This window comes from Pseudomonas sp. MWU13-2862 (assembly GCF_023242495.1).
Classification (GTDB): Bacteria; Pseudomonadota; Gammaproteobacteria; order Pseudomonadales; family Pseudomonadaceae; genus Aquipseudomonas; species Aquipseudomonas gingeri_D.
Map to the genome: position 1 here is coordinate 181,396 of NZ_JALMEZ010000001.1, position 12,928 is coordinate 194,323.

The 12,928-nt window shown below is 61.6% G+C and carries 5 protein-coding genes; 3 read left to right on the plus strand and 2 right to left on the minus strand.

From position 1 onward, the window contains the following. Nucleotides 1-3 precede the first annotated feature (3 nt). Together M5C56_RS32445 and M5C56_RS00955 are read right to left on the minus strand one after the other, a co-directional pair. A complete protein-coding gene (locus M5C56_RS32445) occupies nt 4-4,986 on the minus strand; it encodes a DUF6543 domain-containing protein (RefSeq protein ID WP_247262991.1) in 4,983 nt (1,660 codons plus the stop codon). 342 nt (nt 4,987-5,328) lie between these two features. Further along, nucleotides 5,329-10,188, minus strand: coding sequence for an NAD-glutamate dehydrogenase (locus tag M5C56_RS00955; protein WP_103495773.1), 4,860 nt, complete (start codon nt 10,186-10,188; stop codon nt 5,329-5,331). A 354-nt stretch (nt 10,189-10,542) separates the two neighbouring features. Here M5C56_RS00955 and M5C56_RS00960 point away from each other — a divergent pair, with 354 nt between their 5' ends. The 3 genes from M5C56_RS00960 (at nt 10,543) to M5C56_RS00970 (ending at nt 12,925) form a co-directional block, all read left to right on the plus strand. Then, nucleotides 10,543-10,899: a hypothetical protein gene (locus tag M5C56_RS00960; protein WP_103495774.1), complete on the plus strand. Its 357-nt coding sequence runs from the start codon at nt 10,543-10,545 to the stop codon at nt 10,897-10,899. Nucleotides 10,900-11,000: 101 nt separating this feature from the next. Further along, nucleotides 11,001-11,753: a CDP-diacylglycerol diphosphatase gene (locus tag M5C56_RS00965; RefSeq protein WP_103495775.1), complete on the plus strand. Its 753-nt coding sequence runs from the start codon at nt 11,001-11,003 to the stop codon at nt 11,751-11,753. A gap of 212 nt (nt 11,754-11,965) precedes the next feature. Then, nucleotides 11,966-12,925: a MoxR family ATPase gene (locus tag M5C56_RS00970; protein WP_103495776.1), complete on the plus strand. Its 960-nt coding sequence runs from the start codon at nt 11,966-11,968 to the stop codon at nt 12,923-12,925. Nucleotides 12,926-12,928 lie beyond the last annotated feature (3 nt).

Here is a 12,928-nt window from a genome sequence, read left to right on the forward strand (position 1 = left end):
GCTTCACAGGTCTGAACTCTCGGGCACCTGCGCACGATCCAGCGCGCGCTGGGTGATCCGCACCTCTCCGGCTTTTCGCTCACGGTCGATCCCTTCGAGCGCCTGCTCATACACCGTATCGCTCATTTCCCGGCCCATGGGAATGTCCGCCTCGGCGATCCCCAAGGCACTCGCCCCCTGCCGCACCGTCTCGGTCCAACGGGTGATGTCCCGCGGCGAGGCTTGTGGCTGGCGTGCCAGCTCTTCCAGCGCCTCACGCAGTTCTTCCAGGGTTTGCAACTGCTCCTGTGCAGCGCTCGCCTGGCGTTCCATCTCGGGCAGGGTCTTCAGGTAATCTTTCCACACCGGCTGCTCAAGCAGCAGCTCGACCTGCTTGCCGGGTATGTTCTCGGCCGCCAGGATGCGATCACCCGCTTCCTGGGTCATGTCCCGGGTGACATTGCTGGAACCCCGATACAGCATGGCCAAAGGTTGCCAAGGGAGCGCCAGGCGTACCGCGAGATCGACACGGTAGGCCAGATAGATTTCGACCTCATCGACATGGGGCCAGCGTTCATCGGCGGCCTCGGCAGCCACACGCCCTGCCATCTCGATATCGGCCTCGCTCTGGTGCCGCTCGCGCGCCGCGGCCATGGCCTGGGCCCTGGCGTCGTCGATGCGGGCGGCCCTGGCAATCTCCTGGCTGGAGGTTTCGACTTTGGAGATATCGTTCAGTCGCGCCAACCGCGAGCGTCCCCGAGCCAACGCGAGGTACGCCGCTTCCCTGGCATCACCCACCAGTTGATTCGCCTCGTAGAGCAATACCTCGCCGCCCAACCGGCTGAACACCTCGGTAAAGCCATCGGCACAGGTGTCCAGGTCGGTCGTCCAGTCGAACAGGATCTGACGCAAGGTGCTGCTGGCAGCCGCCGCCTCGATCATCCGCCAGACACGTCGGCTCAACTGGCCCCGGTATTCGACGCGATAGTCCGCCGAGGCGCGCAGTGCGGCAATCGACTCAAGGAAGGTTCCGCTCCCGGGCTCCTGGGCAAGCAGTTCCCACAACGCCCTTTTTCGCTCCTGCTCCTCAATCGAATAACTGCTGTCCAGCCAGTTTTCCACGAAAGGCGTCAGCTTCGGCACCCCCGGCTCCGGGATATCGGTGTCACCCGGCAAGGTGAAACGTATCGAGGGTCGATCCATGAACCGGGCAATCATATGGAGCGCCGTGTTATCAAACGGATTGCCGTAGAGCAATACCGTTCGCATCCTGCGACTGCTCAGGCTGAAAAAGCTCCAGGGGATGGAGGTCAGTTGGTTGCCCTGCAAATCCAGCACCGCCAGATCGAGCAGCTCCAGTACCCCGGTCGGCCAGGCGGACAATTCGGTACGCTGCAACTGCAGCCCCTGCAACTGGAGCATGCCCCTGGCATTGAACAGCCCCAAGGGGTTGCCATCCAGGTTCAGTCGCTTCAGGCGCGTCATACTGCGCAATTGCTGCCCCAGTAACGAGGTCCAGGCGATCCGGTTGTCGTTGAGCTGCAACCTGCGCAGCTCACCCATCGCGCCCATGCTCGAAGGCAACTGCGTCAACCTGCCCCCGGTGATCTGCAACTCACGCAACTTGGGAAAACGCTTGAGAAAGGCATCGAAGTCACGCCGATCCCGACGTCCGACCAGGGCCAACTTCAATGAGACCACATGCTCGAAGCTGCCTTCTTCCAGTTCAGGCAACTTCAGCAGGCGCTCACTCGACAGGTCCAGCTCATACCCCAACGGTTGGCCACTGGCGTCGAGCAGCAATTGCGATTCCCGGCGCCAGCACTTTTTTATCCGGCTCGCGACCCGTGACTTGGAAGCCCGGCTGACCAGCCAACTGCCTGTGCTGCTACCGCCATGCTCATACTCACTGTCGATGCGCCAGTATTCGAGCGCCAGTTTCAGCTTGTGGTACTCGACCTGCTGCTTCTTGAGGACTTTCAGGAACGCCTTGTCATTCTGCCCTTCGAGCGACAGGAACTGTCGAACCGTGTCCAGATCCTTGCCGGGATAAAGCTTGTCCACCAGCAGCCACAAATGACTCGGCGACACCGCCTGCGCCCCCGGCTGCCCACCCAGCGTATAACCGAATCGCCCATCGCTCAAACGCATCGGCGACCTGAACCCGGGCTTGATCGCCTGTATGTTCAGCAACGCGCGAATGCGCGGACGGGACAGCATCAGGTGGTTCACCACCGCCTGTTTGAACAGCTCCGGGCGGGTTGTACGCGAGAATCCAAGTGCCCGGAGCTGGTTATTCGGCAGAGCCTGCAATAGCGTCACCTGGAGGTTGCCAGGCAGGTCCTGCCCTTCAATCTCATAGCCCCCCGACTTGCGCAGCAACTCCAGCGGTGCTTCGGAGGAGGTCGCCCCCAGGCTGTCGACCAGGCGGCGCCCGCCCGGTGCCAGTGCGGAAGGCTCATACAGCTCGATGCGCAGTTTTTTCGACCAGCCCGGCAGGTTTTCCAGTGAGTGCAGGAACAACCGATCAGCATCCAGACTGACCGAAGATTCGATGAAAAACCCTTCATAGGCCCGTGCGATACGGACCTGTTGCGCATACCAACGGCTTTCCTCCGCCAACCGCAGCGGCACCCTCCCCGCCTCCAGCGACGCGACCTCATAGCTGTTGGCCGCACTGGCCAACTCATCGGCAATCACCGTCGGCAAGCTGGGGAAATCTTGCTTGAACACAGCGACAAAGGCATTTCGCGAACGGGTACGAAACTCGTAATAGGCCTCGAACAGCGCACTGCGCTGGTTCTGCGCCTCGACGGCCAGTCGCCGGTTCAGCGCCGACAGTTGTTCCGTGCTGGTCAACCGCGCCTCACCCGGCCGACGCCCGAGCAATAGATTGACGTCGTCATGATCAAGCCCCTGCAACACCACGTTCAACAGTTCGGCGTCATGGATCTGGGCTTCGCTGACGATCACCACCGGCAACCCCGCGTTAGCCACCGGGCCGTATTCCTTCAACACCCGCCCTTCGCCATTGACGAAGCGCAAGACCTTGGTCGGCGGCCACAAGGCCTCCAGCAACTGTTCCTGGATACGCCAATCGACAACACCGCCGTTGGTGGTGCCGGTCTCGATAAACCGCTGGATATCGGCATCGACCCTGAAGCGCTCCACCGTATCGCTCAGCAGCGCCGGCCGGCTTATCTGGTCCAGGTAGACCGGACGCAACTGATCGGCCTCCACGCCGCTGATGGTCATGATTCGAGTCGCCTGCTCCGGGGAAAAGTCCGCCAGATCAGGCCCCAGGCGCTTGAACAGCTTGAGTGCATCCCAGCGCAACGGCTCCTCCAACTCATGGGTCCAGGCACCTGAGCCGTTATGGCTGAACAGGGGCGAATAGGTCGCCCGGGTGGGATGCTCGGCGCGGAACTCATGGCTGACGCGGCTGGACTTGAGCTTGTAGTAGCTGCCATCCAGATCAAGGAAGGTATTGCCATTGCGCACGTGCAGCCCTGACTCGTCGGGCTTGAGCCCCTCGGGCAAGGCCGGCTGATGTCGATAGGGCGTCAGGTCGGCTTTCCATAACCGGTCTCCTCCATCCGGCAGCTTGACCCGCTTTAGGGAGTCAATAAAAGCCGCCGCTTCGTCGTCGCGCGCCAAGACCTGCATGAAGGCCCCGAGCTCCAGGTTCAGCACCACGCCGAGAAACACCAGCACGGCCTGCTTCTTGTCGTCGTGTTCCCACTCCTCGACTCCCTCATAGAGCTGGACCAGCATCTGGGCACCGGCCAGCGCCAGCATCGCCTCGCCAAGGCCCGGCACGAAAAACAGCAGGTTGACGCCCCAATCCAGAAAGGCATGCCAGCGAGCGCTACGGCTCTTCTTGTCCTCCGCATCCGTCGACACCGCCAGCATCCGGGCATCATCGAGCATCTTGTCGGTGTGCTGTACATAGAACTCGAAGAAGGGATCTCCGGTTACCCGGGCGAGTTGCAGTTGCAGGCGCGCCTGTTCATCGGGCATACGCCGGCGCGTCTCGGCACTCAAGGGATTCAGGCGTTCGTTCAGCGCAGTGAAAAACACCGGTTGCGTGCGCAAATGGAGATAGCGCCGAAATGCCTGCTGATAGCGCTGATCACGCAGCCTGCGCCTGAGGTCATCCTCGAAGGCCGCCAGGCTTGAATACTGCTTGAGCGCCTGTTCGGCATCACCGGACAGGTACACCACACAAGGGCAAGATTCGCGGGATGCCGAGACGTCGAAACGGATCAGCAGTACACCCTTGAGCAAAGCGCCTCGATAGCCGCTTTCGGGAATACGCACATCGAGCATCTTGATCTCATGAAACTGCACGGCATGCAGGCTCCAGAGTGGGTTGGCGTTCCCACTCACCCACTGCTTGAGCATGCGGTAGGCCGAGTCGTCGATATGCCCTTTCATCACGGCAATATCGGCCTGGAGCGCCAGTTCGGAGATCTCGTGGGCCACGAACAATCGACGAAACTTATCATCGCGTTGCCCGGAAGTATTCTTGCGCAGCAGAAAAGACTCGATATGTTCCTTATATTTCCCGCCCAGATCCAGCTCACGACATAACCGCGCAAATTCCCGTGGCGTAAACGCCTTGAGCAAGACACCCTGCCCCTTGCGAAGTATCTGCGACCCACGATCGAAGCCAAAGTAAGTCGTTTCGCTCTCTTCGAAGTTCTGCAAGGCCGCCTGTAACAACGTCTGTTGCGTGAGCCTTTGCCGATAAGGCGTGGAGGCTGTTTGTGCCGCCAGGATATGAACATGCCTGAGCTGGTCCTGATACACATCCAGGCCCGTGCCGAACTCCTGGTCCAGGGCACCTTGCAAGAGCGGTGCGGCAAAGTCCTCCGGGCTCTGCAAGCCCTCCAGATAAGCGCTCAGGTCGGCCTTGCTCGCCTGATTGCGCTGCATGTTGCCCACGTAGGAGCTGCGGGTTTCGAAGGGCGCGGCCTTCAGCCAATCCGGCAGTCGACTTTTCACCAGGGCATGATATTCCTCACCCTCAAGAGCCACTGCAACATCCGATGTTTCAAGCGTGGAAACAGCCATCTCCAAAAAACCTTAAATAACTTCAATCTTTTTATACTAATCTTCATCCGCACGATAAAAAGTTCAAATAACCAATCACTTCCTCTACCTTCCCATCTACATTACCCACCCCATGACATAGATATTAACGCCCTCCAACAGCTCAACCCGTGAACGGCTTTCGGTTGATCACAAAGCCCTTTATAAAACTGAGAACATTCTTATATCGTTCTAACAAAAAAAAGCCCCGACTCTCACGAGCCGGGGCTTTTGGTTACCACTTGCTTCAGGCTATCAAAGCACCGGTTGACCGCTCAATGCCAGGTCCATCAGCTCACGGTTGGCCACCGCGTACATGGCGTAGTCCGTGCCGCTGGCGGCACGGATTTCCACCAGCATCGAACGCCAGCGCTCGGCCATGCTCGCGTTGCGCTCAAGCCACAGGGCCACGCGGGCTTCCATGTCTTGCGGCGCGTCGGCCAGTTTCAGCACCGAGATGGTGATTGCACGTTGCTGCCAGTCCACATCGTCGCGGAAGGTTTCACGGGCCTGGGCCTGCCAGTTGTTGCTCACGCGCAGGTCGCTGATCTGCTGGGAGTACCAGGTCAGATCCAGCTCACTGCCCACCGCGAAGTAGGCCTTGGCCACTTCGGCGGCATCGTGGCCGGAAACGTCGGCGGCCTCGATGATCGGCAACAGGGTGTACAGGTGCGTGGTACCGGCCACCATGCGTGCCAGCAACTCCGGCACACCGGCCTGGACATAAGCCTGGTAACGGGCCTGCCAGACTTCCCGGGTCGGGCCTTCCAGCAGTTCGTCGAGCTTCAGGCCCAGGGCCGCCAGGTGCGGACCGAAGTGCGCGACATCACGGGCAGCATCCTGCTCGTTGCGACGGCTGCGCAGGAACCAGCGCGTGGCACGACGGCCCAGGCGCATCAGCTCATCCATCAGCTCCAGCTGGGTCTCGGCCGACACCTTGTAATCCAGGGCCTCGATCTGACGGAACCAGTGCGGGAGGTGGAAGATGTCACGCACGATCACATAAGCACCGGCCACGTTCGCCGGGCTCATGCCGGTGGACTCCTTCAGGCGCTGCACGAAGGTGATGCCCATGTGGTTGACCAGGTCGTTGGCGATCTGGGTGCTGACGATCTCGCGCTTGAGGCGGTGACGGCGCATGGCGTCGGCGAACTTGCTCACCAGCATCGGTGGGAACGCGGTTTCCATGTCGCGGGTCAGGTACTCGTCGTCCGGAACCTTGGACTCGAGCAACGCCGCCTTGAGGTCGATCTTGCTGTAGGAGATCAGCACCGACAGCTCGGCACGGGTCAGGCCCTGGCCTGCCGCGACGCGCTCGACCAGTTGCTCTTCCGACGGCAGGAACTCGATGGCACGGTCCAGCTTGCCACGGGCTTCCAGGTCGCTCATCAGGCGCTTGTACTCGGCGATCCGCTCGACTGCGCGACGGGCCGCCAGGGACAGGGCCTGGGTCTGCTTGTAGTTGTTGCCCAGGACCAGGCCGCCGACTTCGTCGGTCATGCTGCCCAGCAGCTGGTTACGCTGCTTCTCGGTCATATCGCCGGCCTGCACGACTTCGTTGAGCAGGATCTTGATATTCACTTCGTGGTCGGAGCAATCCACGCCACCGGCGTTGTCGATGAAGTCGGTGTTGGAACCGCCGCCATTGAGGCCGAACTCGACGCGACCGAGCTGGGTCATGCCCAGGTTACCGCCCTCACCCACGACCTTGCAGCGCAGTTCGTTGCCGTTCACGCGCAGTGCATCGTTGGCCTTGTCGCCGACATCGGCGTGGCTTTCAGTGCTGGCCTTGACGTAGGTGCCGATACCGCCGTTCCACAACAGGTCCACCGGTGCCTTGAGCAAGGCATTGAGCAGTTCGGTCGGGGTCAGCTTGTCGGCGTGGATGTCGAAGCGCTCTTTCATCTGCGGGGAAATCGCGATGCTCTTCGCGCTGCGCGAGAAGATCCCACCGCCTTCGGACATCAGGCTGGCGTCGTAGTCCGACCAGGCCGAACGCGGCAGGTCGAACAGGCGCTGGCGCTCGGCGAAGCTGCTGGCCGGCTCCGGGTTCGGGTCGATGAAGATATGCAGGTGGTTGAAGGCCGCGACCAGCTTGAGCTTGTCGGACATCAACAGGCCGTTGCCGAACACGTCGCCGGCCATGTCGCCGACGCCCACCACGGTGATGCTGTCTTCCTGGACGTTGATGCCGCGCTCACGGAAGTGGCGCTGTACGCCGACCCACGCGCCCTTGGCGGTGATGCCCATCTTCTTGTGGTCGTAACCGGCCGAGCCGCCGGAGGCGAAGGCGTCGCCGAGCCAGAAGCCGTAGTCGATGGCAATGCCGTTGGCGATGTCGGAGAAGGTCGCGGTGCCTTTGTCCGCCGCCACCACCAGGTAGGGGTCATCGTCGTCATGACGCACGACGTTGGCCGGTGGCACCAGGGCGCCGTCCTTCAGGTTGTCGGTGATGTCCAACAGGCCCGAGATGAAGATGCGGTAGCAGGCGATGCCCTCGGCCGCGATCTCGTCACGACCGCCGCCCAGTGGCAGGCGACGCGGCAGGAAGCCGCCCTTCGCACCCACCGGCACGATCACCGAGTTCTTCACTTGCTGGGCTTTTACCAGGCCCAGGACTTCGGTGCGGTAGTCTTCTTCGCGGTCCGACCAGCGCAGGCCGCCGCGGGCGACGTTGCCGAAACGCAGGTGCACACCCTCGACCCGTGGCGAGTAGACGAAGATTTCGAACTTCGGTACCGGCTTGGGCAACTCGGGAATCGCGTGCGGGTTGAACTTGAAGCTGAAGTACGACTTGTTCTGGCCGTTGGCGTCGGTCTGGTAGAAGTTGGTCCGCAGGGTCGCCTTGATCAGGTCAAGGTAGCGACGCAGGATGCGGTCTTCGTTCAGCACCTGGACGTCGTCCAGGGCGGTCAGGATCGCTTGTTCCAGGCGCAGTTGCTTGTCGTCGAGGTCTTCGACGCTGAGCTTGCGGGCCAGGTAGAAACGGGTCTTGAACAACCGGGTCAACTCGCGGGCGATGTCGGTGTGGTTGTTCAGGGTGCTGGCGATGTAACCCAGGTCGAAGCCCAGGCGGATCTGCTTCAGGTAACGGGCATAGGCCCGCAGCAGCGCCACGTCGCGCCATGGCAGGCCGGCGGTCAGCACCAGGCGGTTGAACGCGTCGTTCTCGGCATCGCCACGGACGATGTGGACGAAGGCGTCCTGCAGGGTGTCGTTGAGCTGCTGGATATCCAGGTCCAGGCCTTCGGCGGCGGTGAAGGCAAAGTCATGGATCCAGAACTCGCGACCGTTGTTGTGACGCAGGCGGTACGGGAACTCGCCGAGCACGCGCAGGCCGAGGTTTTCCAGGATCGGCAGGACATCGGACAGGGCCAGCGGCGTATCGGCGTGATACAGCTTGCAGTGCAGCTCGCGCTGGCCGGACACCTGGCCCAACGGCTGGTAGAAGCTCATCACCAGCGGATTGCTGTCGCTCAGGCTCAGCAGGTGCTGCATGTCGACCACGGCCGAGTGCGCGGCGAAGCGCTCGCGGTAGCCGGCCGGGAAGCCTTTCGGGAAGTCCGCCAGCACATTGGTGCCCTGGGCCTCGCCGAAACCTTCGACCACCAGGCTCTTGTAGTCGTCCTGCCAGCTGCGGCAGGCCTGGATCACTTCGTTTTCCAGTTGCAGCGGGTCGATATCGAGACGGTTCTTCGGATCGACCCGCAGGATCAGTTGTACACGGGCCAGCACGGACTCGGAGAAGAAGGTCCAGAACTCGCAGTCGGTGGCTTTCAGGCGATCCATCAGCACTTGCTGGATCTTCTGCCGCACTTCGGTGGAGTAGACGTCACGCGGCACGTAGGCCAGGCAGTAGCAGAAACGACCGTACGGGTCTTTGCGCAGGAACACGCGGATCTTGTTGCGTTCCTGGATCTGCACGATCGACATCACGGTGTTGAACAGCTCGTCCACCGGCGTCTGGAACAGATCGTCGCGGGGCAGCACTTCGAGGACCTGGGCCAGTTCCTTGCCTAGGTGGGCCTTGGCCTGGAAGCCCGAACGGCGCTCGACTTCGGCGACCTTGCGACTGATGTAAGGGATCACCCGCACGCTTTCGCCGTACACCGAAGAGGTGTAGAGGCCCATGAAGCGGCATTCCTTGATGACCTTGCCGTCGGCGTCGATCTCACGGATCGAGACATAGTCCGGGTAGGCGTTGCGGTGCACACGGCTCGGGTGCGCGGCCTTGGCGAACGACAGCGGCGTCGGTTCGCGCAGGTAGTTGACCGCGTAGTCTTCGATGCGGGTGTCGTCGGGGGTCAGGCCGGCGCGCAGCAATTTGGTCAGACCGAGGAAGGACTGGGCGTCATATTCGATATGACCGCCGTCCTGCTCGTCACGGACCACGAACTCTTCGTAGCCGAGGAAGGTGAAGTGGTTGTCCACCAGCCACTGCAGGAAGGTCTTGATCTCGGTTTTTTCTTCCGGGTCGATGGCGAACTGGCTGGCGTCGATACCGGCCAGCAGCTCCTGGACCTTGGTCTTCATCGGCTCGAAGTCGGCGACGGCGATACGCACTTCCGTCAGGACCTGTTCCAGTTCCTTGGACAGCACGCTCAGCTCGGCGGCGTTGGCGCAGCGATCGATTTCCAGATACATCAGGGATTCTTTGTCGATCCCCTCGCCCTGGGTGCCCTTGGGCAGGACTTCAAGCAACTCGCCCTTGCTGCCGCGACGCACGCTCAGCACGGTGGTTTGCAGGGTGTGGATGCTGTAACCGCGGCGGTTCAGTTCGGTGCGGACCGAGTCGACCAGGAACGGCAGGTCGGGGTGCAGGACCTCGACGGCGGTGTGGGTCGACTGCCAGCCATGGCGTTCATAATCCGGGTTGTAGGCGCGAACCTGTGCCTGGGTGTGGTCAAAACGCTCCAGCAGACGCCAGGCCGAAAGGGTGCAGCCGGCGAGATCGGAGAGCCGGCGCTGGGTCAGCTCGTCCAGGGAAATGATGCCGAAGAACTGCTCAGCGAACAGCGCCACTTGTGGCAGTGCCTGTTCGTTGATGTGCTGCGCCAGTGCCGCCTGCAGTTGGTGCTGGAAGTCGGCTTTGCTGGCTGCGGTGAAGAACGCCATCTGTGGTACTCCGCTTGGGCTTGTTATATAGAGAGAAGCGTCGCGTTTTCTTCCCCGGAAAAGGGGACCTGCATCACTCTGCAGGGTAAAGCTGGGCAGTACAGAGTGACAGGTTGATGAAGCTGGCCGCGACCCAGGGGTCACATTCACGTTCAAGATAGTCGCACACGATGGCAACGGCCGGGTGCACAGGCTGTATTTTCGTGGACGACGCTCCGTTGCGCAGCTTAACGAGTGCGCGAACGCCGCTGCTTGCGGCGCTGCGACATATTCGGACATTGGCTGGTAAGTCCTGAAAAATATCCTGAACCCAGGCAAAATGGCGCCCTCCCCACCCAGACAGGACGCTCACCCATGCAGCTCAGCACCGCCCACCTTATCGCCAACCCCTGCGACGATGAAGAAGACAACATGGCCATGCTCTGCTGCCATAGCGACAAGGGCGAAATGTTCCTGATGACCCGCTATCCCGACGAGGATGAACTGGAGATCACCCTCGATGGCGAACCCTCCACCCTGGATGGCATCAAGGTGACCCTCAGCGCCACGCGCCTGCTGATCGAAATCGCCGCCGCCGATGCCGATGCGCTCAACGGCGACGATCACCTCGAGATCCAGCACCAGACCGACGCGGCCGACCTGGCCGAAGTCGAGCAAACCCTGAAAAATATTCTTGCCGGCACCGGCACCTATGTCAGCGAACTGGGCTGACAGCCGATTGGCTTGAAACATCCGCGATCAGAATCGACACAAAAAAGCACGAAGAGCTGGTTTAGAGTGTCCCGGTTTTTACTTCTGATCAGGAAAGTGGCATGAGCAAGTGGCTGAAAATTTCAGGGCTGGTGTTGGTGGTCGCTGTACTGGCGGCGGGGTCCTGGCTGATCTGGGGACTCGGCAAAGGCAATGCGCTTTGGCAGATTGTCGGCCAGCAATGCGTGCCCCATCAGCAGGACGCCCAGAACCCCGCGCCGTGCCTGAGGGTGGATCTGCAGCAGCACGTTGCCTTGCTCAAGGATCGCCAGGGCCCGCTGCATGACCTGACCATTCCCACTGACCGGGTCACCGGCATCGAGAGTCCGCTGCTGCTCGAGGACAATGCCTACGCCTTTTTCGCCAGTGCCTGGCAGCAACGTGGGCGCCTGTCCGCCGAAGCCGGCAAACCGATCAAGGACGAGTTTCTCTCGCTGGCCATCAACTCGCCGTATGGCCGCTCCCAGGGCCAACTGCATATCCATCTGGCCTGCCTGCGCCCCGGGATCTACCAGCAACTGGTCGAACAAGCCCCGCGGGTGACCCAGGCGTGGCAGCCCCTGGCGGTCAGGCTGAACGGCCATGAGTACCTGGCGAAACGCCTGAACGGCCAGGACCTGAAACAGGAAAACCCGTTCAAGGTGCTGGGTGAATATGCCCGACAACAGGGTGACAGCCTGTCCCACTATGGCCTGGCCCTGGTGGTAGCGCCCGGCGGTGACCTGTTGCTGCTGGCGAACCGTTTGAGCCTGGTCGGTTTCAGCCGCGGCTCCGCCGGCGAGATCCAGGACTATGGCTGCGCACTGGCCCAATAACCCGTAACGCGAGCGCCCCCCCGCCCAGTGAGAAATCGCCTGGGCGGGGCTGCTTACAGGAGATGATTCCCAACCAGGTAAGACTTTTCCTCAAAATCCATAAAAATCCCCATAGCCGTTAGTCGCCACCACCCCCGATGCATTAAAGTAACGCCCCCAGCCGTGACATTCATTCGAATGCCGTCGGCCACCCTCTCCAGGAACACTCATCGATGGAACATCGTGAAGCGCTGCTTGCGCTGCGAACCTTTCTCTCAGCCCAGATCCTCGGCCAGGAAAAACTCGTCGAGCGCCTGTTGATCGCCCTGCTGGCCGACGGTCACATACTGGTCGAAGGCGCCCCGGGCCTGGCCAAGACCAAGGCCATCAAGGAGTTGGCCGAAGGCATCGAAGCGCAGTTCCATCGCATCCAGTTCACCCCCGACCTGCTCCCGGCCGACATCACCGGCACCGAGATCTATCGCCCGGAAACCGGCAGTTTCGTGTTCCAGCAAGGCCCGATCTTCCACAACCTGGTGCTGGCGGATGAAATCAACCGCGCGCCGGCCAAGGTCCAGTCGGCCCTGCTGGAAGCCATGGCCGAACGCCAGGTCAGCGTCGGACGCAGTACCTACGACCTGTCGCCGCTGTTCCTGGTGATGGCGACCCAGAACCCGATCGAGCAGGAAGGCACCTACCCGCTGCCCGAAGCCCAGCTCGACCGCTTCCTGATGCACGTCAAGATCGGTTTCCCCGATGCCTCGGTCGAACGGCGCATCCTGCAACAGGCCCGGGGCGAAGCCCTGAACGGCGAAACCAAGCCCGAGCGCCGGGTCAGCCAACAGGCGATCTTCGCCGCGCGCAAGGAAATCCTCGGCTTGTACATGGCCGATGCGGTGGAGGAGTATCTGGTGCAACTGGTGATGGCGACCCGTACGCCGGCCAAGTTCGACCCGGAGATGGCCGAATGGATCGCCTATGGCGCCAGCCCTCGCGGCTCGATTGCCCTGGACCGTTGCGCGCGGGCCCATGCCTGGCTGGCCGGTCGCGATTTCGTCAGCCCCGAGGATATCCAGGCCGTGCTGTTCGACGTACTGCGCCACCGTATCATCCTGTCGTTCGAGGCCGAAGCCGCCGGGATCGACCAGGATCGGGTGGTGCAGCGCATCCTCGATGTCGTCGCCGTCGCCTGACCC

Bases quoted from the DNA above. Each gene is read 5' to 3' on its own strand.
- M5C56_RS00955 (WP_103495773.1), bottom strand. From the start codon at position 10,188: ATGGCGTTCTTCACCGCAGCCAGCAAAGCCGACTTCCAGCACCAACTG.
- M5C56_RS00960 (WP_103495774.1), top strand. From the start codon at position 10,543: ATGCAGCTCAGCACCGCCCACCTTATCGCCAACCCCTGCGACGATGAA.
- M5C56_RS00965 (WP_103495775.1), top strand. From the start codon at position 11,001: ATGAGCAAGTGGCTGAAAATTTCAGGGCTGGTGTTGGTGGTCGCTGTA.
- M5C56_RS00970 (WP_103495776.1), top strand. From the start codon at position 11,966: ATGGAACATCGTGAAGCGCTGCTTGCGCTGCGAACCTTTCTCTCAGCC.